General features: G+C 45.4%; 18 protein-coding genes. 2 read left to right on the top strand and 16 right to left on the bottom strand.

What is annotated here, in order from left to right; genetic code table 11:
* Window positions 1-10: 10 nt before the first annotated feature.
* From MHI06_RS13070 to MHI06_RS13060, 3 genes are all read right to left on the bottom strand, one after another.
* Window positions 11-1,114, bottom strand: a complete 1,104-nt coding sequence (locus MHI06_RS13070) for an NADH:flavin oxidoreductase (protein ID WP_340401747.1) — start codon at window positions 1,112-1,114, stop codon at window positions 11-13.
* Between the two features lie 332 nt (window positions 1,115-1,446).
* Window positions 1,447-2,760, bottom strand: coding sequence for a hypothetical protein (locus MHI06_RS13065; RefSeq protein WP_340401746.1), 1,314 nt, complete (start codon window positions 2,758-2,760; stop codon window positions 1,447-1,449).
* 250 nt (window positions 2,761-3,010) lie between these two features.
* Window positions 3,011-4,060 (bottom strand): 2,3-butanediol dehydrogenase, encoded by a 1,050-nt coding sequence (locus tag MHI06_RS13060; RefSeq protein WP_340401745.1) that lies wholly within the window; start codon window positions 4,058-4,060, stop codon window positions 3,011-3,013.
* 396 nt (window positions 4,061-4,456) lie between these two features.
* Between MHI06_RS13060 and MHI06_RS13055 the strand changes: the two genes are divergently transcribed.
* Window positions 4,457-5,494: a LacI family DNA-binding transcriptional regulator gene (locus MHI06_RS13055; protein ID WP_340401744.1), complete on the top strand. Its 1,038-nt coding sequence runs from the start codon at window positions 4,457-4,459 to the stop codon at window positions 5,492-5,494.
* 181 nt (window positions 5,495-5,675) lie between these two features.
* Here the strand turns inward: MHI06_RS13055 and MHI06_RS13050 are convergent, their stop codons facing one another.
* Both MHI06_RS13050 and MHI06_RS13045 read right to left on the bottom strand, forming a co-directional pair.
* Entirely contained in the window at window positions 5,676-6,644 is a 969-nt protein-coding gene (locus MHI06_RS13050) for a D-2-hydroxyacid dehydrogenase family protein (protein ID WP_340401743.1), read from the bottom strand.
* 280 nt (window positions 6,645-6,924) lie between these two features.
* A complete protein-coding gene (locus MHI06_RS13045) occupies window positions 6,925-7,506 on the bottom strand; it encodes a TetR/AcrR family transcriptional regulator (RefSeq protein ID WP_340401741.1) in 582 nt (193 codons plus the stop codon).
* A gap of 286 nt (window positions 7,507-7,792) precedes the next feature.
* Between MHI06_RS13045 and MHI06_RS13040 the strand changes: the two genes are divergently transcribed.
* A complete protein-coding gene (locus MHI06_RS13040) occupies window positions 7,793-9,013 on the top strand; it encodes an MFS transporter (RefSeq protein ID WP_340401740.1) in 1,221 nt (406 codons plus the stop codon).
* Between the two features lie 25 nt (window positions 9,014-9,038).
* Here the strand turns inward: MHI06_RS13040 and MHI06_RS13035 are convergent, their stop codons facing one another.
* From MHI06_RS13035 to MHI06_RS12985, 11 genes are all read right to left on the bottom strand, one after another.
* Window positions 9,039-9,200, bottom strand: coding sequence for a hypothetical protein (locus MHI06_RS13035; protein WP_169481673.1), 162 nt, complete (start codon window positions 9,198-9,200; stop codon window positions 9,039-9,041).
* A gap of 14 nt (window positions 9,201-9,214) precedes the next feature.
* Window positions 9,215-9,688: an SRPBCC family protein gene (locus MHI06_RS13030; RefSeq protein WP_340401739.1), complete on the bottom strand. Its 474-nt coding sequence runs from the start codon at window positions 9,686-9,688 to the stop codon at window positions 9,215-9,217.
* Window positions 9,689-9,850: 162 nt separating this feature from the next.
* Window positions 9,851-10,942 (bottom strand): HD domain-containing phosphohydrolase, encoded by a 1,092-nt coding sequence (locus MHI06_RS13025; RefSeq protein ID WP_340401738.1) that lies wholly within the window; start codon window positions 10,940-10,942, stop codon window positions 9,851-9,853.
* A gap of 284 nt (window positions 10,943-11,226) precedes the next feature.
* The gene (locus MHI06_RS13020; protein WP_340401737.1) at window positions 11,227-13,062 is read right to left on the bottom strand and encodes a UbiD family decarboxylase; all 1,836 of its coding nucleotides are present in this window, start codon (window positions 13,060-13,062) and stop codon (window positions 11,227-11,229) included.
* 210 nt (window positions 13,063-13,272) lie between these two features.
* Window positions 13,273-14,604: a HAMP domain-containing sensor histidine kinase gene (locus MHI06_RS13015; protein WP_340401736.1), complete on the bottom strand. Its 1,332-nt coding sequence runs from the start codon at window positions 14,602-14,604 to the stop codon at window positions 13,273-13,275.
* A 2-nt stretch (window positions 14,605-14,606) separates the two neighbouring features.
* Entirely contained in the window at window positions 14,607-15,275 is a 669-nt protein-coding gene (locus MHI06_RS13010) for a response regulator transcription factor (protein WP_340401735.1), read from the bottom strand.
* Between the two features lie 28 nt (window positions 15,276-15,303).
* Complete coding sequence (locus MHI06_RS13005; RefSeq protein WP_340401734.1) at window positions 15,304-17,268, bottom strand: ATP-binding cassette domain-containing protein; 1,965 nt, start codon at window positions 17,266-17,268, stop codon at window positions 15,304-15,306.
* 387 nt (window positions 17,269-17,655) lie between these two features.
* Window positions 17,656-19,584, bottom strand: a complete 1,929-nt coding sequence (locus MHI06_RS13000; protein ID WP_340401733.1) for an S-layer homology domain-containing protein — start codon at window positions 19,582-19,584, stop codon at window positions 17,656-17,658.
* Between the two features lie 90 nt (window positions 19,585-19,674).
* Entirely contained in the window at window positions 19,675-20,724 is a 1,050-nt protein-coding gene (locus MHI06_RS12995) for a hypothetical protein (protein WP_340401732.1), read from the bottom strand.
* A 192-nt stretch (window positions 20,725-20,916) separates the two neighbouring features.
* On the bottom strand, window positions 20,917-22,209 hold the full coding sequence (locus MHI06_RS12990; protein ID WP_340401731.1) for an amidohydrolase: 1,293 nt from the start codon (window positions 22,207-22,209) through the stop codon (window positions 20,917-20,919).
* A gap of 78 nt (window positions 22,210-22,287) precedes the next feature.
* On the bottom strand, window positions 22,288-22,581 hold the full coding sequence (locus tag MHI06_RS12985; protein ID WP_076214685.1) for a hypothetical protein: 294 nt from the start codon (window positions 22,579-22,581) through the stop codon (window positions 22,288-22,290).
* Between the last annotated feature and the right edge of the window lie 73 nt (window positions 22,582-22,654).

Below are 22,654 nucleotides of genomic sequence, written 5' to 3'. Positions count from 1 at the left end.
TAGTCTTCGATTATTGGAGTGTTTGCAACACTTCCGTTGTAAAAGGAATGATTTCGGATGTGCGATCTTCACGAACTTTGACAGGCCACTCGGGATCACTCAGCAGAACGCGGCCCAAGGCGATCAGGTCAAATTCATTATTCTCCAGCTTCTCATTCAATAGATCCAGATGGGCATCCCCTGTTCCCTGGTTCTCGGTTGCTCTGTCCACAAACTCAGCTTCCAGCCCTACCGATCCAACTGAAATAGCTGGTTTGCCTGTTATTTTTTGTGTCCAACCCGCGAGATTCAGCTCGGAACCTTCAAATTCAGGCAACCAGAACCGGCGGGTAGAGCAATGGAATATATCTACGCCAGCAGCACTGAGTGGTGCCAGGAATTGTTCCAATTGTTCTGGCGTTTCCACCAGACGTGCATCATAATTCCCCATCTTCCATTGGGAAAATCGGAGCACAATTGGGAAATCTGGGCCAACCGCAGCACGACAAGCTTCAATCACTTCAACTGCAAATTGGGTTCGCTGTACCAAATCACCACCATACTTGTCGGTCCGTCGATTCGTCTGCTCCCAGAAGAATTGGTCAATCAGGTATCCATGCGCTCCGTGCAGTTCAATGCCGTCAAACCCGATTCGCTGTGCATCCGCTGCCGCTTGGGCAAATGCTTGAACAAGACCTTGAATCTCCTCTTCCGTCAAGGGTTCACGTGATGGTTCACCAGCCATGCTAACGCCTGACGGACTTACCGGCTCCGCTTCTGCATTAGGTAGATCGCCGGAACGACGTGCTGTACCCACATGCCACAATTGTGGCATGATTTTGCCACCTGCTTCATGTACTGCTTTCACGACATTAGCCCATCCTTGCAGTGAATCTTCACCATGGAACAATGGAATGCTCGCCCCGCTGATCGAAGACGGATGATTAATGCCTGTACCTTCCGTAATGATAAGCCCCACTCCGCCAGCTGCTCTGCGACGGTAGTATTCAACAACCTCTGATCCAGATACGCCCTCTGGTGAAAATCCGCGTGTCATGGGCGCCATAACAATTCGATTAGACAAGGTTAGCTTGTCCGAGGTAAAGGGTTTGAATAATGCTGAAGGTACGTTCATCTTTTATTGCTCCTTTGCAATTGGAAGTATGGAACTCCGCATTCACGGGAAATGCGACTTGCTTTTGTATATCGTAACAGGTTAATCCAGTTGACTGGTTTAAGGTTATTTCTCTATCCATTTTATAGTTTCTTAATTTTATTTTCAAATTTTCGAAGTTAGGCATTCATGTTAACTTTATGAACAAAAAAAGAAAGCTACCTTGTGGCAGCCTCCCTCAGAACACACTGTCGCAGCAGTCAGCCCCGTATTCTACTACATCTTCAGGTATTTTCCCGGTCACCAATAATGTGGATGTAGCATAGTATATAATCCATAATCTTCCTTCCAATTTAATTAGCATTCACGGGGATATCACCGCGATTTACACGAAGTAATTTACCTGACGAAGTCGATAATACATCCGGATCGGTACCTAGACCGAAGTAGAAATCTCCGTCATTCTCTTCGAATGATTTGGCGTACGTGTCCTGGTTAAAGCGCAAAATCTCATTCCACGTTGTGAGATCAGTCGATTGATAGACCCGGTTGATATAGAGATTGGCACTTTGGCGGGTGTACGTAAGCACATACACTTTGCCATCCCGTAACAGTACATCCGTAGGAAGCGCCTTGGCATCTGGCAGATTAACTCGTCTAGCCTGATTAATGTCTGTCATGACATTCAACGATTTGGGCAGCAGCTGCCCATCATTGAACACGCCTCCGGCTATATAGAGCAACTTATTATTAAAGTTAACATTTTTGCCTATTTTATTATAAGGAATCGTGCCCGTTTGATAGGTCAGCCCAGGCAGCATTTTGTTGCCATAGATGACAACGTCCCGTTTCTGAAGCTGTTCATTAATCTCCAGGATATTGGTTTTGTCATTCCATATTTTATTGGCAGGATACATCATGCCAGAGGCATATAATTTACCATTAAGATGGAACATCGTATACGCCCGGAAGCCAAACGTATTAATGGTCGCATATTTCTGCCAAGTTTCACCTTCATTATGAGAGATTAATATGGTTGGTTTGGAGTCCGTACCCAGCGCGGCAAACATCTTGCCCTGATAGGATGCCAAATCATATACGTGTACACCGAGCGGAAGATTGCGATATTTGGTCCATTCCTCTCCATCCAGACGATAGAAGTTGCCCAAAGCCCAATTCTCACTATCTGAATCGTTGCCAGGAATATATAACTTGTCGTTCAGCACTCGGTAGATATCAATCTGTTCCTCATCCACATACATCTTCGTCGATGGCATAATGCCCGGATTGCTGTTGGTCACCGACTGGGTCTTGAATTTGGCATTCGCTGTATCATAATAAATGACTGGAATAGGACCTGAATTCGGCGCTACGCCCAGATTACTGCTGTTCCCGTGACCCAAATATATTTTGCCATTATACAGTTGCATGTCCCAGACGTTATTGGCATAGGGTGTTTTGCTAAAAGGTCTCCCCAGCAGTTCAATCTTCGATGTTACATCCGCTGAACTGATCGGTACGTTCGACACCTTGGCAAGCCCACGTTCAGTCGCAGGTGGTTGAGTCGTTGACGTGTTGTTTCTCGGCTTGGAACTGCCCATAAGCATCCAGCTCACTCCTGCAACGATGGTCAAAATGATGGCTGTCCATTTTGCATGTCTCTGCATGTCCGCTTCCTCCTTCATATTTTCATAATAAATCCCTTCATACCAAGATGATACAAATTGTATCTTTTCATACTATGTAAAACCACCCGTACATGCAACAAATTCCGCCCGATCTATACAAAAAAAATAGACAATCGCATCGAAAGATACGTTGTCTATTTGTAATCAACTTATTACAGCTGTCTACCTGGATATTTAGTTTAGTAACTTCAACTTGACTTCATACTTCTTTTTTTCGTTTGCCACTCTATTACTCTGCTTTCACCAGAATCTTAACCTGGTTTTTCTCTTTCAGCAGCGCTTCAAATCCGTGCTCTACTACTTCATCCAGCGAAATTCGTTTGGTCACCAACTTGTCTGCCGGGAAGAAACCTTTATCCATCAGACTAATAACTGCCGGGAAGACATCGCGATATCCGATAATACCATTGACCGTACGTTCTTTCATGACAATCGAGTTCGGATGAATCGGTGCTTCCTGTTCGAAAATGCTGACAATCATCAGTTCCCCGCCAATACGTGTCGAATCGATAGCTTGTTGCAGTACACGTGGAACACCCGTTACTTCATAGGCTACGTTAACGCCGCCTTGCGTACGTTGATGAATCTCTTCCACCACATTGAACTGTGCTGGATCAATCACAATGGCTCCTAGCTCTTCGGCTTTTGCTTTCCGTTCATCCGATAGCTCCACCACATAAATATCCGACGCCCCCGAAGCCTTGAGTGCTTCGATCACCAACAGTCCAATCGGGCCTGCGCCAAACACTGCTGCCGTATCGCCCACTTTCAACTTGCTTTGGCGCACGGCGTGAAGTGCTACAGCCGAAGGTTCAACCAATGCCCCTTGCTCATAAGAGATTGAATCTGGTATAGCATGGACCATGGATTCTGCAGCAGTTACATACTCGGAGAATCCTCCTCCGCCTCCAGCGAGACCAAGGAACCCCATCTGATCGCACAGATTGTATTTGCCCTGTTTACAAGCTTCGCAGTGTCCACATGCGTAGATTGGTTCTACCACGACACGATCGCCCGCCTTGAAACGGGTAACGCCTTCGCCTACTTCAACGACCTGTCCTGAAAATTCATGGCCCATAACTACAGGCGCTTGTTCCCCTGTTAGCGGATGTGGAGCTTGAGCCGGAATAAAGATCGGCCCTGCTGTGTACTCGTGCAAATCACTGCCGCAGATGCCGCACCATTCCACTTTTATTTTGACCTTACCTTCTTCAGGATGAGGTTCATTAATATTTTCGAGACGTAAATCTTTGACTCCATGCCAACGTAATGCTTTCATTCAATTCATCTCCTAGATCATAAGTTATAATATAATCGGAAACGTTTCCGTAAATTAAATATGTCACATTTTAGATACACTGTCAAACAAATTTCTCCACTCATATGTCTATCTCGTGATCATAACAAGCTCACATTGGGATGCTTATACTTTAATTTTAGTTGTCTTTGCTGTATTACAAACGATGTGATCCATGCTATTGACATATATATGGCAGCTGATATGGCTGATTTCATCACAGAGCGATTGAAATTTAATCAACCCTCAGTAAAAATCTGGTCCTTTCACGGGATACTTCATGCCTCAAATGTTATAATCAAGTTATATAACCATCGTGAAATGCATACATATCCCGATAATTCGGAATCGTTTCCAATAAAGTGAGGTAACCATACATTGAGTAAAGAACAGAAACTTACGATCAAGGACGTGGCAGAACGTGCTGGCGTAGGCATTGCTACCGTATCCCGGGCTATCAACAATTCAGAAGGCATCAGCAGTAAAACACGAGATAAGGTGATGCAGGCTATTGAAGAACTTGGATTCGTACCCAACACCTCTGCACAGAGTCTAAAAATCCGGCAAACCCACCAGATTGCACTTGTTGTACCCGACATACGTAACGCCATCATTCCTGAAATTTCCTGGTCCGTGGAGCAAACTGCGAAGCAGCATGGATACCATGTCGTGCAGATTAATACGGCGGGCAATGCGCGAACGGAACTGGAAACGATTCGTAATGTAAAAAAACTGCATGTGGATGGGCTGATCTTCATGCCCCTGGCTTATCCCAAAACATTGCCTGAACTGATTGATAAAGCTCCTCTACCCATCTCCATGATTAATTACGGCAAGAAACTGGAACCGGGCATGAAGGCAGATATCGTCTCTCTGTCTCAACCTGAAGGCAAATTGGTGATGGAACATCTGTTCAAGATCGGCCGGACCCGAATTGCTTATGCCGGAGCACCCAAAGACATTATTGAAGAACGCTTCCGTGCTTATGAACAAGCCGTTGGCCATGTGGACATTTCTCTTGTCTATTTTGGTGAGGACTTTTCATTGAATACAGGCGCCAATGCTGCCGATTATTTCTACGGACTCACGCATATGCCAGATGCCGTCTATGCCATTAATGATATGGTCGCCATCGGATTGGTTAATCGTTTCAAGGAGTTGGGGGTGCGTGTACCCGAAGATGTGGCTGTGGTGGGCGTGGATAACAATCAATGGACCACTGTCTCGTCTCCACAGATTAGTTCTGTGTCCATTATGGGAGAAGAAGTCGCCAGACTTGCTACCGAGCTGCTGTTAAAACGAATTCGGGAGATGAACACGACCGACTACGAGCACATTCAATTTGAACCGCGCCTAATTGTTCGTGAATCGAGCGTTGCCATGATCCGTTCTTCTCATCAAGGACCACACCGTTAAACTTGGTGAGTGGAATAGATCGGAGTACCTTACGGCTACGGTTGTAACAGTCCCTTAAGTTCTTCTTTTATGTGGATGTACTAAAAAGGTGTTGCCTAGGGATAATCCTTTCCTGGCAACACCTTATTTGTCTTTGAATCTATACAACTATAGGTAAATGGTTATTCAGCATACATTCCTTCTAAGGTAGCAGTTGCCTGATCGGTGTTCCCTTCAGGAACATCTCTATATTTTCTACGGTATGATTATAATAGATCTCATAATTGCCGCGAGTTACATAACCCAGATGCGGTGTGGCCAGGACGTTGGGCAATGTTCGCATGATATGGTTAACGGGCAGTGGTTCCTGCTCATATACATCCAGACCTGCACCTGCAATCAAACCACTCTGCAATGCCTTCACCATAGCTTCCTGATCGACAATGCCCGCTCGTGACGTATTGATCAATAGGGCATGAGGTTTCATTTGTTTAAATTCAGCTTGTCCGATCAGATTGCGCGTACGATCACTTAATACCAGATGGATGGAAACGATGTCGCTCTGTGCAAGCAGTTGCTCCTTGGTCTCGGCCCAGATCACACCATGTTTTTCGGCTTTCTCTCGTGTCAGATTCTCGCTCCAGGCGATCACATTCATACCGAATGCTTGTGCGATCTCAGCCATACGAGTACCTATTTTGCCCAAACCGAGCAATCCAAGTGTTCTCCCATGCAGATCCAACCCGACCGTGCTCTGCCAGTTTCGATTGGAGCGAAGTGCATTATTTTCCGTAACTAATTGTCTGGACAGTCCCAGAATGAGCGCCCAGGAAAGTTCGGTCGGCGGGTTGGAGCTCCCCTCGGTTCCACACACAATGATCCCGTTCTGCTCCGCAGCCTTGAGGTCTATGGACGCATTGCGCATACCACTTGTAATCAGAAGTTTTAGCCGTGGGAGCTGCGAAATGACATTCTCCGGAAACCGTGTGCGTTCCCGCATCAGGACCACAATATCGAAGTCCTGCAATTCCTGGATGACTTTTTCTTCCGAACCCATATAGTTGTTGAATGTCTGAATCTCCACCCGTTCCATCAACGGACTCCAGTCCGCCGATGTCAGCGCAACGTTCTGATAATCGTCCAAAACGGCACAGCGCAACTTCGTATCCATTCCTGATCTCCTCCTATACCTGCTCAATTCTCAATTCTTATCTATATAAATTGTACTAAAGAATATTTACACTGGTCACTCCAATGACAGAACAACCTTCTGATCGCTGTTATCCCCAGATTTTCTTCGATTCCTTTTTATAAAGGAAAAATCCGGGGATAAAGGCGAACGCTCCGCTTCCTCAGCTTATTTCTGTCCTCTCCGTTTTGTGTAAATGTTTAGTTCAATTTATGTATATTGCAGCAACTCCGCATCAATATAAACAAAGATCATCCCCCTGCTAATTCAGCAGAGACAATGTAACCTGGATGCTCTGCTCTACAAACAAGCGGTCCGGTCCTGATTTCATCAATACCGTCAGTCCAATCATCGATACGACCAAAGACTGTGCTACTGCACTCGCGTTCATGTCAGCAGACAACTCTCCGCTCTGTTGCCCTCGTTCTATCGTTTCCTTGAAAAGAACACCCAGGTACATCTGATGCTCTCGCGTAAGGACAGCGAATTTGGGATCATGCGGAGCTAGTTCAACCATCGTATTAATGCAAAAACAGCCGTGACTAGGCTCGGTCACACTCCCCTCTGCTCCAATATGTTCAAACAATCTACGAAAGGCTTCCCGCACGGAGGAACCCTGTTGAAGTCTGGCCCTGACTTGAGCCGCATGCTGAGTGGTATACCTGCGAAGCGCCGTTTCAAATAATTCCTTTTTATCCCCAAAAGCTGCATACAGACTGGGGCGTTGAATGCCCATTGCATTCGTCAAATCACTCAAAGATGCCGCTTCGAATCCTTTGTCCCAAAACGTATGCATCGCTGCATCAAGTGCTTTATCCGTATCAAATTCCCGTTGTCTAACCATACAACCCACCTCTTTATGTATCGATCAGTATTTATTATATTGTAATCTCACTCTTATTACAAAGTCAAAACCAAATAACCAGAAAGTAGTTATTAGTTACAATGGAATCAAAATATCTTGTAATAATAGCGATTTAATAGTTATTCTGTCATCGAGGTCTCTGTGTAAATATTCTTTTGTTCAACCCTCACCTAAATCTCTGTTGACAGAATTCACACAATTAAAGTATGGTTATGCGGAAACATATCATACCAATCGGTACATAATAGAAAGGTGACATCCATTCATGCAAACTTCTTCCCCAGATGCACAATTATTCGATAAGGATCGCCCTGCCATGTCGCGGTTAGTTGCTCTTCTCTTTGCCGTGTGCAGTGGACTTGCGGTCGCCAATATCTATTATGCTCAGCCTTTGCTGGACTCCATTGCTCAAGAATTTAACCTCTCTCCATCGTCCATAGGTATTGTCATCACAGTGACTCAAATATGTTATGCACTGGGCCTGTTCCTTCTCGTTCCACTTGGTGACCTCTTAAACCGTCGCAAGCTGATTATCATTCAGATGCTCTTATCTGTGCTTGCACTGGTTCTGGTAGGCACCTCACAATCCAGTTCCCTGTTGTTCATCGGGATGGCCGTCGTAGGTCTACTCGCGGTCATTACACAAACACTGGTTGCCTTTGCTGCACACTTGGCAGCCCCTTCCGAACGTGGTCGCATTGTCGGGCAGGTAACTAGCGGAATCGTCATTGGCATTTTACTTGCACGAACGGTTGCAGGTACGCTGAACGATTGGCTCGGGTGGAGATCGGTATATCTCTTCTCCGCAAGCCTTACCTTACTCGGAATTGTCGCCTTATATCTTGTTCTCCCAAGGCAGCAGTCCTCATACGTGAAACAAAGCTATTTCCAATTACTCAGATCTGTTTTGCTACTGTACCGTGAATTGTCTGTATTACGAGTACGCGGTATACTGGCCATGCTGATTTTTACAGCCTTCAGCATCTTGTGGACTTCCATGGTTCTGCCACTAAGTAGCCCTCCACTGTCCCTGTCTCATACAGTCATAGGTGCATTCGGTCTCGTAGGAGCGGCGGGAGCATTGGCTGCTGCTCGTGCAGGTAAACTCGCCGATCGGGGACTTGGGCAAAAAACAACCGGCATCTCACTTGTCATTCTGCTCCTATCCTGGCTGCCCATCGGATATGTGCATCACTCCCTGTGGTTCCTAATCCTGGGCGTTATCCTGCTCGATCTCGCCGTGCAGGCAGTACATGTTACCAACCAGAGCCTGATCTACGAAGTTCGTCCTGAAGCGCAGAGCCGCCTAACGGCAGCTTATATGATCTTTTATTCCATCGGCAGTGCGACCGGCTCCATCGTTTCTACCCAAGTGTATGCATGGGCGGGCTGGACAGCGGTTTGCTGGTTAGGTGCGGGCGTTAGTGCAACGGCCCTTGTGTTCTGGATGATCGATCGTTATATGCATCGGAATACTGTTCGTTGAATTAGGGCGAGTTTTAAGACACGCCCTAGTCAAGTTTATTCCACACAACAATAAAGAGGGTTGCTAACGGACCAAATAACAGGGAAATCAGAAACCAGTTCCGACCACTTCTGTTTTTTCCCTGAGCCAGTCCGGCATTAATCAAGGCAAGTGTGCCCCAACCTACATAGTATTCATTATCCATCAATCGTCTTCTCTCCTTTATCCATTCAATTCTGGCTGCTGCTCAATCATCGCTTTGAGCTTACGATTACGACTCTCCAGAAATGCCTGCATGTATCTCTTCAGCACAAGTCGCTCCGTTGCCCATCCCATCAATCCAAGTGGAGCTTCGAATCGAAGTGTATCTCTCATGCAAGTCATCTGATCTCCAATTACGCTGAAATGATGTTCATGTCGCATACTCTTGAAAGCACCTTTCTCCATCTGATCCACAAAGAGGAAAGGTCGTTCAAACTGCATGATTCGGGATTTCAGCTTCTGTCTGACCCCAAAATGAGTAGCCTGAAATGTGACCGTATCCCCTGCTTCAATTCTTCCTGTTGTTACTCCTGCGATTGCTCGCTCTCTCGTATGTTTCCAGACGGTCTGAGTATGTACGTCAATATCCCGGGCATAGTCAAAGCACCGTTCAATCGGGGCATGTATCGTAATCTCGGTTGTCACTTCAATCATGGCAATCGCTCCTTGGCAGGAAAAATAAGGTCTTTGCAAAGTATACGCTTGCTTTTCTTGTCGAACAACATATCAAGGATGATATAACAAAAAAACGGGTCCCCTGTCTTAGTACAGGAGACCCGTCTTCTATGTAATACTGAATAGCAATGAATATCGATATTAAATAAGCAATTCATCAATGGCAAGCGTACGCTCTTTGGAGAGGTCGCGATATTCTTCAGATTCCACTTTGATGAGCGGTTTGAAAATATCAGACGTATTGTTCATGACAATAACACCTTTTTCTCCGTTGCTGAGCAGAACCTGTTTCCCAATGAAATTAGGAAGCAAATGTTGCATCAATGCCTGAACCGGCTTTTCGTTCAATTTACCAAATCCCATACCATAGATATCTCTAAGGTTGTTGATCAGGTTCGGATTACTGCCTCCGTGGTTCCCAGATCTCATGCCAATATAGATATCGGCTACAGATACAATCTGAGTATAGGGATGAATCTCCTCTTTTTTCAGTTGCATCGGATAACCGGAACCATCTTCTCGCTCGTGATGCTGCAGGGCAACCAATGCCGTCGCTTCATCCGTCATGGAATTTTTGATAATATCATGGCCATAGATCGTATGACGTTGCATTTCAAGCTGCTCATCAGCCGTCAACGGTTCTGTTTTGTTCCGAATCCGGTGGGATACTTTGCACTTTCCGATGTCATGCAGGTAGCCACCACGACTGATCTGATAACTTTCCTTCTGAGAATATCCAAGCCAGTTCGCAAGGTAAAAGGACAACAAACCTACCTGAATTGAATGTGTATAGTTATTGACGTCATCGCGTTCCAGCATCATCAGGAGATGAACGACATCTTTCTGCTCATCCAGTCCCTCAACCATCGGTTGCAGTGCATCATCCACCATGGTGGCATTGAACTTGCCAACAGTCAGAGCTTCGAGAAAAGCATTTTGATAATTATGTACAGTCTGAATAAATTGGGACTTCATCTCTTCTTCAGGCGGCTCTTCCTTCGTGCTTACGCTTGACCCGGAAGCATGCTTTGCCGCTGCAGCAAAAAATTCGGCCTCAGTAATTTCCTCTTCACGTGATTCAATATCTACATAATCTACACGGTGCTGCATGAGCAAGGAGATATCCTCACTTTTGATTACAGTCCCCTTTCCGAGAACGTGTAATCCTGCATCGCTGAATGTATCTGCAGTCAGACGGTCTCCGTCTTGCAGGTTCATAATATGGATTCTCAAATCGGTATTCCCCCTGAACAATTCATTATAGTAACAGCACCCAATGGATCGGGCCCACAAAAATACCTATACTTCTTTATATCGTTAAAATTCTTCATTTCCTACATAGTTCAAACGACCTTAATCGCAAAGGTAAATACGAATATATAAGACTTTATCCTCACTCCTGCATCTGAATTAGTCCCGGTTTTGAACATTTATTCACTTTTCTGTTAGAAACTGCTGGATCATAGTAAGCAAAAGAAGTTCAAACTCTTATGTTTGAACTTCTTAATCATCACAAATTAGATTTTGATCGAACCCAGGCTTGCCCCTTTAACGAAAAATCGTTCAATGCTCTTCTCGACCGAAGCATCGGGAATCAGCGGCGGTGCCTGATGAGGTTTGGTACGCGCATCAATAATAACCTGATCACAACCCCAATGCTTGTGGTTATATCCGCTATTAACCCCATACATATCATGTGAAGGGTTGCTTCGAGTAAAGGTTGCCCATAAGAAGTTGCTGAGGTTAGCACTCAGGAACGAACTGTCATCACAAAGAATGATCATCGGACACGAGTCCAGACCTCCTTGTTCCTTCAATAGAGACGTGAATGCTTGCATCTCTTGTGCTGTATCCGCATAACTCGTGAAGGCCGATGTCTGTATCGAAACGATGCCCGGCATGATGAGTTGCGCATTCTCATAACCTCGAATATTTTTCAAAGACTCCGGCACTTCCGTGCATAGATCCCGAATCTTGTCGCCATAGGCTGCAAAAACAACTTTGCTACCGCTGTTCAGCCCTGTACCCGAGTAATCCAATGTATCAATGGTCGTATGGGTATGGAAATGAATATCCCGCTGCATATCCATGCGCTCCAAGATATAGGTCAGGAATTCAACTTCCTTATGGGTGTCCAAAGGCTGTTGATCCTCAGCAGTAATGAACAGGTACTTCGCCAAACTGAGCTGACCTGTTCCCAAAATACGATTGGCAATCGTGAGCAACTCTGTCGGTTGCTTCACTGCCTGATAAGGCGTGTAACGTTCACTGCCAATGGCAAACAGCAATGGATGAACCCCTGCTGCATCGACCGCATGCACTTCTTTGACGCCAGGAATCTCCTGTTTGATCGCGTCTCCTGTAATCTCATGAATCAAATCGCCAAAAGCCGTATCCTCTTGCGGTGGACGACCAACAACCGTAAACGGCCAGATGGCATTCGGTTTGGCATAGACTTTATGCACACGCATTAGTGGGAATTCATGCGTCAGACTGTAGTAACCCAGATGATCGCCGAACGGGCCTTCAGGCTTCGTCTCGCCTGGATAGATATCACCTGTGATGACAAAATCGGCATCATTACTAATGCAATACCCATCTTTGTAACTGTACCGGAAACGACGTCCAGCGAGCAGGCCAGCAAATGTCATCTCACTGAGTCCTTCAGGCAGAGGCATCACCGCTGAGAGTGTATGTGCTGGTGGACCCCCGATGAAAATACTGACTTTCAGCGGTTCTCCCTTTTTGACAGCCTTGGCTTGATGTATACCAATTCCGCGATGAATCTGATAGTGCAGTCCAATTTCCTTGTTCATTTCAAAATCATTGCCATCCAGCTGAACCCGGTACATCCCCAGATTGGAATTCATGATTCCTGGCTTATCCGGATCTTCGGAATATACCTGTGGCAGCGTCACGAATGCCCCGCCGTCCATAGGCCAGTGCTTGATGAGCGGCAGATCCGAGATTTGAATCTCTTGCGCGGACACGGGTAGACTAATAGACTTCTGTTTCGGCAGCGCCTGCCACGCAGCTAGACCTGTTTGGACATGCTGGAATGGCGTCTTAAGCGCCTTCATGGGATCGTCACGAACAGCCATGACCCGTTGTACGCCTTCCAGCGTACCGCGGAACATGAATTTGCTTCGTTCCACCGTGCCGAACAGATTCGATACGGCCTGGAACTTTGAGCCTTTTACATTTTCGAATAATAACGCCGGGCCTTTAGCCTCGTGCACTTTCATGTGGATCGCTGCCATCTCCAGATGAGGATCAACCTCTTCATTGACCCGAATCAAATGACCGTGCTGCTCCAGATCGTTAATACAATCTTCCATATTGCGATATTTCATTGGATGGCTCCATTCTCTGTATGATAAATTGATTAAGTTCATAGATTCACATAACGTCTCTTCTATTTTATCAAATGATCCACTGCTAAACAAAACTATATGTGAAATTTTGTCGCGATTACAAATGTCAAAAAGCAACATGGAAGCAATCTGAACCCTGAACGCACAGGGACCGATTGTTTCTATATTGCTCTCTCTATTCTGACATGCCTAAGATGTGATGACCGATCTGGGAATCGTGACAATAAACTGCGTGCCTTTTCCTACTTCACTCTCTACATCAATTGTACATTGATGCAATTTCAAAATTTTAATCACAATGGACAACCCTAATCTATTACCTCGAAGCGAGCTGCTCCGCGCTTTGTCCGCCATATAGAATCGATCAAAGATATACGGGAGGGCTTCCTTAGGTATGCCTTGTCCAGAATCTCTAATCAATACCTTCACGAATGAAGATGACGTCTCAATTTCGACATGAATGGTACCCATAGAACCGGTATATTTGATCGCATTGTTTATTAAATTCTGCCAGACCTGATCAAACAAATCTTTGTCCACTGTGATCTCGCAGGGCAACAAGTCCAACTCGATCTGTATGTCCTTCTGCGCCCACTGCGGCTCTGCCAGTAAGATCGCCCTTCTTAATTGTTCATCCAACTGGAATGTGGTGAAATGAACCGGATGATGCTCCGAATCTAGCGAGGCTAGCCGTAGCAGATTATCACTGAGCCTCGATAAGCGCAGCGTTTCCTCATAGATAATATCCAAATGCTCTTTCTGCTCTTCTAATGGAATAACACCATCTTGTAGTGCTCTGGTAAACCCTCTGATCGATGTGAGCGGAGACTGCATTTCATGAGAGACATTGCTGACAAAGTCATCACGAACCGAATCGATTTTCTGCAACTCACTGGCCATATGATTAAAGCTCTCCATCAGTTCCCCAAACTCATCCTTATTATTGTGTTTCAGGCGGACCGACAGATCTCCTGAGGACATCTCCTTCGCTGCAACCGTTAACCTCTTAATCGGTTTTACAATGTACCCGGACATAAACAGGATTAATAAGCTACCAATGACCAGAACCGTTAATAGTGAAGTTAAGAGCGTGTTCCGCAGTGTATGAAAAAGAGAGGAGAAATCGCTTTGAATTAGAAAGGTGCCTATCCCCTCGTTGGTTCCGGGAACACCTATGGTCGCAATTCCATCCTTACTGGACATAAACATTGCACCCGTTGTACCCATCTCAAATAACGAATGAACTTTGTCCTCAGGCAAGGAAGATAACACTTCACTTTGTTCATTCACCGGAGTGATGTTCAAGCCATACCGGGCAAAGATACCTAAGCTTGATTGTACTTTTTCCGGATCATCGATCAAATTAATCAGTGTAGCGATATCTTCGGCAAAGGTAACCATAAAACGATCTGGCGTCTTTTCCTGTGTCCCACTATTCAGCATAAAGGAGAGAATCAAACTCACCAGAACAATTCCAATAAACGTAGCTACGATTCGAAGTCGCAGGCTTTTCCTCAACATGTTCATGCACGCTCCAGGCGATAACCGAGTCCTCTTATCGTTGAGATCACTAGCTCAGGTACGGGTTCAAGCCGTTCCCTTAACCGCTTGATATGCACGTCGACCGTACGCTCATCGCCTTCATAATCGATACCCCATATATCATCTATAAGCTGTGTACGTGTGAATATTTTCCCTGGCGAACTCGCCAGAGAAAATAACAATTCACATTCCTTCTTTTTCAATTCGATAGATTGTCCATCCGAAACAACCATCAGATTGCCCAAATCAATCGTTACACCGCTGATCTGAATCATGTTCGATGGACTTTTGTTATATCGTTTCAGTAACGATTTTACACGCAGGATTAATTCTACCGGATCAAAAGGTTTAACCAGGTAGTCGTCTGACCCCGCATTAAACCCTCTGACTTTGTCCTTGGATTCTCCCTTGGCAGTTACCATGAGAATCGGAATATCCAGATAAGATCGGATATCTTCGGTAAGTTCAATGCCGTCTATTCGCGGCATCATTACATCCACAATCGCCAGATCAACTCTTGTATGAGAGAGGATATCCAGCGCTTCTTGACCGTCTGGTGCTTCCAGCACTGAGAATTGATTCTTTTCAAGATAGATTCGGATTAATTTGCGGATATGGGAATCATCGTCCACCACCAGAATCGTGTTCATGTAGCCATTATCCTTTCCGCAATTGGTTTTATTCGTATCGCAAGGATTCCATCGGGTCGAGTTTTGCAGCTTTTGATGACGGCATCAGACCGGCCACGATACTAATCGCTGTACTTACCACAATACCGAACAAGATATAATATCCTGAGAGATTAATGAGTTTTGCTCCAAATGCATTGTCCAATAGAATGTTTAACACATAACTAATGATCACTGCAAAGATTACCGCAATAATACCACTAAATACCCCTAATAAGGCAGATTCGGAGAAGAATATTCGCTTGATATCTTTCTTTCTCGCTCCAATTGCCCGAAGAATTCCGATCTCCTTCGTCCGTTCCACGACACTAATATAGAGTACAACCAATATCATGATACCGGATACGATCAACGAAATGCCTGCAATACCAGCGAGTACAATGGAAGCCATACTAACATAAGTCGTGATATTCTCCATGACCTTGGCCATTTGAGAGCCTGCGAAGCCAGCATCCACAGCAGCTTCATTGATATCATTTACATATTTCATATCGGTTGCATAGGCGTTAACCTGAATCGGCCCGATCGTTATTCCTTTATCCGTATACATTGGCTCCAACGTCTCTGATGAGATGTATCCCGGGGATTGTTGCATTGGAGATCTTGGGTCTGCTGCTTCATAGATTCCTGAGATGGTTACTTCTTTCTCCAAGGTTACTGGTTTATTATTGCCATCCATCTCATTGATATATAGAAACACGGACTTGCCGATTATGGATTCGGCTTGGTCGATTCCGCTTAATTGTTTCGCCGTATCGAGAGGTAACAGCATCTGATTTTCTACAGGAAGGACCCCCGTTGTCATCAGTGCTGGATCAAAAGCATCCGTTAACGTCGTTAACTGCGTAAGTCCCACACTTTGTTCTTCATTCACCATAGTCGATTTGCCTGTAATAGTTGTGATCGTCTCTACATGATCCACATTAGGAAAATTGCGAATTGTCTCAACATCAGCTTCGGTAAATTGTTCACCTGGTGCCATCAAGGCCTCGGGACCTTGCATGTCCTTGGCTTCTTCACTCGGCTTCGTTATATCCACGAGCAAAGGGTCCATACTTGAATTGATTTCGTCATTCATATACGTCGTTATACCATTCCCCAAGGAGAGCATCAGGAGTACACTTAATATACCTATAGATCCACCCAAAGCGACCAGAACATTACGCTTGCCGTTGAGTTTCATATTTTTAAGTGCCATCTTGAATGAAGCAAGCAAGCTCAGGCTCCGGGAAGAATCCTGACGACTCTCATAAACAGCCGTAGAAGGATCTTTCAGGTGAATATCATCACTAATGCGCCCTTCTTCAACCTTCACAATACGTGTACCGGAGTCAGCGACTTTCTGCGAGTGAGTTACGGCGATCACCAGCATTCCCTTTTTTGCTATACTGTCGAGCAAAGCGAGGATTTGATCTCCGTTTTCCCTATCCAGAGCACCTGTTGGTTCATCTGCGAGAATAATATCCGGATTGTTGGATAACGCCCGTGCGATGGAAACTCGTTGCTTCTGACCGCCAGATAACTGGTTGGGACGTTTGTTCAGATGATCCTTCAGCCCGACCTCTGTTAATATATCAACGGCACGTTGGTTCCGCTCCTTCTCATTGGTATCCGTCATTTGCATCGCAATCGTCACATTTTCGAGGACAGACAGATGCGGGATCAGATTGAAATTTTGAAAGACAAAGCCGATATTATTCTTCCGATAATCATCCATTTCCTTCTCTGTCATGGCACTTAAGTTCTTGCCACGAACAACGACGTCCCCTTCATAATCGGAGTCCATTCCCCCAATGATATTCATCAGCGTTGACTTACCGCAGCCAGATTCGCCTAGGATGGAGACGAACTCCCCCGTCTCAAAGCTTAAGTTCAAACCGTGGAGTACCGGAACTCTTTCTTTTCCATATAAGGTGTATGATTTCTTCACATTTTTAACTTCTAGTATTTTCATATGGATCTCTTCCTCTCCTGATCATGCACTTCTATCTATCTATTTCATGTTTCATATCGTAACAAATCATTGTGAACTGATAATGAACTGGACCATTGCACCTATAAGAGGTTGTTCAAAAGAACTATATGCAAAAAACCCGAATCCTTAGATATAAGGACTCGGGTTGTCTTATTTCGTTATTGCATTTGATAATATAAGTTAAACTAATCATTTACACGATAACGGAGAAGACAGAAAAAACCTGAAAAAGCGAAGCGTTCGCCTTTATCCCCGGATTTTCACCTTTGGAAAAGGGATTCAAAAAATCTGGGGATAACAGCGATTGGAAGGTTATTCTGTCGTCGTAGTGTCAGTGTAAATAATCTTTAGTTCAACTTATAAAGTTTAGATTAGTCCGGCTTTTGCCAGCAGCCTTTTCACAATTGCCGCTGACTGTGCACGACTAATGTCTGCATCTGTCATCAGCTTGCCATCAGCACCTTGTACCAGCTCTTGTTTAATCGCCGATGCAACCGGCTCTGCTGCCCATGATTGTACTTTAGCGCTATCGCTGTATGTGCTCAGCAGGCTTGTTGTCTCTGACGCGTCGGCCTGTGCCAGACCGACCAGTTTCATCGCACGTGACACAATGGTTAGCGCTTCAGCACGAGAAATTTCGCTATTCGGACGGAAGCTGTCGTCAGCATAACCTGAGATCAGGCCATAGGACACAGCCGTCTGAACCTCATCCTCATACCAGCTGCCTGTCTTCACATCCGTGAATGATGCTGCTTCTGCGCTAATCGGGGAGTGCAGACCCAAACCTCTTAACAAAACAGCCGTAAACTCTGCCCGCGTAATACTCCGGTCCGGCGCAAACACGTTATCACCAGTACCTTGTACGATCAGACGGGATGCCAGATCCTGTACGTCCTCACGACTCCAGTGATTCGTTACATCGCTGAATGTTGCCGGATGATAGATCAGGGCGTAAGTGCTGTTCGTCAAGCTGTTAATAATAGCAGAATCTTGCCCGTTACCTTTGATAACCTTGGTCGGCACATGCAGAAGGCTGCCATCTGGTTGAAGTACGACACCTGTCGTGATCTTTGAACCATCGACACCCTCTGGGAGTGTAATGGAGCGCTCTACATATGAATTGAAACGATCCACATTGACTTGCTGTCCATTCCAGATGGCTGTCACTTCAAAATCAACTGGGGTTGCAATCACTGTAGTGTTCTGCAGTTTGTCCGCTGCGGCCTGAATTGCTGTTTGCTTGGATGTGGCACTAGGCACAATAGCGATTTGAATGGTGATATCTTCCAATGGAACGGTGCTTCCGAATTGGTTCAGAACCTGATCTACCTGAATCTGATTAGCCGGGAGGGTATAAGTACCGCTATCAGTCTGAATGACAACTTCAGCATTACTTCCTTCCATCGTTTTGACTAGTTTGCCGTTCAGTTCACCAACGACCGCGCCCTTGCCAGTACCTGTAATGGGTAGCAGAAGCGTTCGCAGTCCACTTCCAATCTGATTAATGACTTTGTCATTATCCACGTGAACAGTGGTAGTAACCTGATTGCCTACCGTTGATGTGGTAGCCGTCGCAGATTGTTCCTGTTTCTGTCCATTCACATAGATATCTACGCCTTTGGTTACCGCCGGAGTCGATGGAACTGGGGTAACCACGGGTGTAGTTGGCGATACACTTCCTCCCGAAGAGGAACCTGGAGAACCCGAATTGCCACCACTTGGGTTTGCTGCTGTAATTGTGATCGTTCCACCGGACAACTGAGCACCACTATTGTGTTCTAGATTTGTAAAATGCCAATGTTCTGAATCGCCTTGCACCACTGTGAGCTGTTTTGTACCAGGAGTCGCATTACTTTTGGCTTTGACCTCAATATCAAATAATTGCTGTTCGTCTGAAATCAGACGTTCACCTGCATTGAAATCAACCCAGATAATCCGTACCCAGCCTTCTTCGTTATTAATTACGTACTGGAAGTCTCCTGTACCGGTTTCTTCTGGGGATGTGCTAATGGTACTGACAGATTTAGGCGTGATACGGACAACTTCCAGTGCAGATGTATCATAATCAATTTGCATATTATAAGCGCTAACCTGAGAATAGGACTGCTTTAATGTAACAGGGACATGAACCGTCTGCCCCGCCTGTACACTAACATTTGCAAATTGCACCTGTGATGGTTCTGCCGGCTCTGCCCCAGCTATACTCGGGAATACGAGAGACGAGAGTAGCGTCAGTGCGATGAGACCTGACATTGTTTTTCTGATTCTTGGACGTTTCTTTTTCGGTTGAAACATGTATTAGCCTCCATGTCTTTATCAATTGGTAGATTGCATGGTGAAGATAGAAAAGTATTGTTATTCGTTATCTAAATTAAAAAATATGAATTAATCAGGGAGTTGTATTTTTTCTTTTCCAACAATGTATACTCGTCTAGGCTCCGTATTCGCGTCTGAAGTGGAATGAGCAGTCACTTCGAGCACAAGATAATGATCCTCGTCCTCCGATGTAACGGTATGCTGTTCTCGTGTCTCCCCTTCTATTGGAACCATATCTCCTCCTGAAGCTTCTGTTGCGCGGTACCACTGATAAGAAGGAGTATTAATGTAATCCCCATCAACATCCATTAAATCATAATCAGTGGCAATTGCGTTCTCCATGTAATCCTTCAATTGACCATTCAACACATAAGGCGCATCGTCCACTTGTTGGAAGGTCAACACATAGTCATTGTTTTTCGCGCCAAGTGTTTTGTTGGCATATCCGTTTAACAACGCATTCATATCCCCCAAAGAGGGTTCCGCATTACGATCCACGTCCATTCGGTTCATCTCTACGTAGGTAAAGCCGCGGCGACTTAGCATGTTACGAAGATATTCCAAAAGGTCTGCTGCATCCGCAGAATTCACTTTTCCGTCTGCATTTACATCCCCTTTTTTACTAATGTGAAGTTCAAAGTTATCCGTAACCGTTTCTGGTACATCAGATACTGTATATTTAGCTTTCAATTCGATATTGATTTTGCCGCTCTTGTAAGGAATAACCACCAATGTACTTGTAGGTGTAGGCATATTTTCATCTTGTCTTGTTTCTACATACACCTCAGCTATACTGCTATCACCTGAACTGGCTGTGAGCATATTAAACTCATCGGATCGAAAATGTGTACTTAAATTGATTCTGACTGTATTATTGCTTGTTACCTCTATGGGCACATCGGGTACAAAAGAAGGATCATTTTGTTCCGATGAATAACTTAACCACTGGATGCCATCGTTAAGAACAGGTCGTGAAATGTTTATTACCGGACCAATTGCTCCTGCGTTAGCTTGAGGAAGCGTTCCACCTATAGGCAATGCAATGCCCAACCCGAGTGCAGTCAACATGCTTTTTTTCAATATCGGCTTAAGCCGTTTTTTGTTTTGTTTCCCCTTCAATTCATGTTCCTCCTCGTGTACATTTCAAATTTGAACAACTACATGCTCAGTATAACGAGTCATTCTGAACCGATTCTGAACAGGTCCATGGAACTATTCCCAGTTATAATTCGACAAAAAACGCCATGGAGAAAGCCTCCATGGCGTTTTGAGCACAAATCATTTTCCAGTTTGGAACAAATTGACCTAAAATTAAATTCCTTCAACGATTCGTTTGGCTCTAACCTTCACCTCACGGTAAAGTTCTTCCTCATCGATTGTGAGCAGCTTTCTGCCTCTCATGAGAATCTGGCCATTCACGATCGTGGTGTCCACATCCGCACCGTTTACACTGTATGCCAGTAGCGACTCTACCTCATGTACCGGTTGAAGATGTGGTTTGGCCAAGTCGATCAGAATCAGATCAGCTTTGCGATCCACTTCAAGCACACCCACTTCATGTTGAAGGCCAAGCAGATTAGCACTTCCGCGTGTCGCCATGCTTAGAACTTCCTTGGCTGGCAAGCGAGTGGGATCACCATAGTCCAGCTTTTGCAGCCAGGTCGCGGCTTTGATCTCCTCGAACATATCCACGGTTGTGGCACTTCCCGCTCCATCCGTTCCCATTCCCACGTTAATTCCTTGGGCCAACATCTCGGTAATCGGAGCAATTCCACAACCCAGCTTCAGATTGCTGACCGGATTGTGTGCTACACCGCCGCGCATACCCTTCAATCTGCCGATGTCCCTTCGATTAAGGTGTACGCCATGTGCAAGCAGGACATGTGCCTGTTCGAACATCCCCGCCTCTTCCAAATACTCCGTCGGCGTCATGCCATAGCGCTCACGAATCTTCACGACTTCTTCCTTCGTTTCAGCTAGATGAATATGTAGAGGAATATCCTCCGCGACAGCCATGGCAATGACTTCACGGAGCGGCTCCACGGGACAGGTGTAGGGCGAGTGGGGGCCATACATGGTTGTAATTCGCCCCTCTGCCGCTCCAGACCAGCGTTGTACAAGATCGATCGCCTCCTGCAACCTGCGTCCCCCATCATCCTCCATGAATACCATCCCACGTGTAAGCGATGCCCGCATACCTGTTTGCTTCACTGCTTCTGCAATCTCATTCATATGGATATACATATCCGCAAAAGCAGTGGTACCTGAACGGATCATCTCGGCGATGGATAACTTGGCACCCCAATAGATGTCTTCCGGGTTCATCCGTGCTTCGGCAGGCAACATTTTACGTTCGAGCCAGTCCATCAGCTTCAGATCATCCGAGAATCCCCGGAGCAGGCTCATCGGTGTATGTTGGTGGGCATTTATCAGTCCCGGCATAGCAACCTTATTGCGGCCATCGATAATCTCATCGTCAGGTTGAGGAGGAATGTGGTTCGCAATCTGTACAATGCGATCTCCTTCAATACGAATATCCCCCATAAAGGGGGCCTCGGCATCTTTCATCGTTAGGATGGTCGCTTGCTGAATCAATATACTCATTACATTCACGGCTCCTCTGGATTGGTTATCGTTCCTTCCATATCCGAGGGTAAGCCTTCACGTAACGGCAAGGTCAAGTCATTTTAATTTTTGGATCGTCATCTTTCTGAAACTTTGTATAAAGGGTTTAGGGTCAATTTCGACCATGTATGGATACACGCCTGTACTTGTGTGCAGATAGAAAAATCCACCTTCATCGCCCATTCGTCGAAATGACATGTCAAACACTTCCGTAATGTTGAACTCGCGGTATTTGGTCACGATTTTATCTGAATACAGAATCATGGAGCGGGCATTCATCTCAATCTCTTGGGCGAGACCCGTCACTTCTCTCTGTACTTTGTAATAAGGTAATACAGCAACGCAGTTCATGATCTCCCTCCATTCATACCATGATTATTGTTCCATCATAGCAGATTGGAGGGTACCCGCAAAAGAACATGAA

It is taken from the genome of Paenibacillus sp. FSL H8-0079, assembly GCF_037991315.1.
In the GTDB taxonomy this organism is placed as follows: Bacteria; Bacillota; Bacilli; order Paenibacillales; family Paenibacillaceae; genus Paenibacillus.
The sequence above is the reverse complement of the archived record's forward strand: the minus strand, read 5'-3'. Positions and strand labels throughout refer to the sequence as shown.

Bases quoted from the DNA above. Each gene is read 5' to 3' on its own strand.
- MHI06_RS13070 (WP_340401747.1), bottom strand. From the start codon at position 1,114: ATGAACGTACCTTCAGCATTATTCAAACCCTTTACCTCGGACAAGCTA.
- MHI06_RS13065 (WP_340401746.1), bottom strand. From the start codon at position 2,760: ATGCAGAGACATGCAAAATGGACAGCCATCATTTTGACCATCGTTGCA.
- MHI06_RS13060 (WP_340401745.1), bottom strand. From the start codon at position 4,060: ATGAAAGCATTACGTTGGCATGGAGTCAAAGATTTACGTCTCGAAAAT.
- MHI06_RS13050 (WP_340401743.1), bottom strand. From the start codon at position 6,644: ATGGATACGAAGTTGCGCTGTGCCGTTTTGGACGATTATCAGAACGTT.
- MHI06_RS13045 (WP_340401741.1), bottom strand. From the start codon at position 7,506: ATGGTTAGACAACGGGAATTTGATACGGATAAAGCACTTGATGCAGCG.
- MHI06_RS13040 (WP_340401740.1), top strand. From the start codon at position 7,793: ATGCAAACTTCTTCCCCAGATGCACAATTATTCGATAAGGATCGCCCT.
- MHI06_RS13030 (WP_340401739.1), bottom strand. From the start codon at position 9,688: ATGATTGAAGTGACAACCGAGATTACGATACATGCCCCGATTGAACGG.
- MHI06_RS13020 (WP_340401737.1), bottom strand. From the start codon at position 13,062: ATGAAATATCGCAATATGGAAGATTGTATTAACGATCTGGAGCAGCAC.
- MHI06_RS13015 (WP_340401736.1), bottom strand. From the start codon at position 14,604: ATGTTGAGGAAAAGCCTGCGACTTCGAATCGTAGCTACGTTTATTGGA.
- MHI06_RS13010 (WP_340401735.1), bottom strand. From the start codon at position 15,275: ATGAACACGATTCTGGTGGTGGACGATGATTCCCATATCCGCAAATTA.
- MHI06_RS13005 (WP_340401734.1), bottom strand. From the start codon at position 17,268: ATGAAAATACTAGAAGTTAAAAATGTGAAGAAATCATACACCTTATAT.
- MHI06_RS13000 (WP_340401733.1), bottom strand. From the start codon at position 19,584: ATGTTTCAACCGAAAAAGAAACGTCCAAGAATCAGAAAAACAATGTCA.
- MHI06_RS12990 (WP_340401731.1), bottom strand. From the start codon at position 22,209: ATGAGTATATTGATTCAGCAAGCGACCATCCTAACGATGAAAGATGCC.
- MHI06_RS12985 (WP_076214685.1), bottom strand. From the start codon at position 22,581: ATGAACTGCGTTGCTGTATTACCTTATTACAAAGTACAGAGAGAAGTG.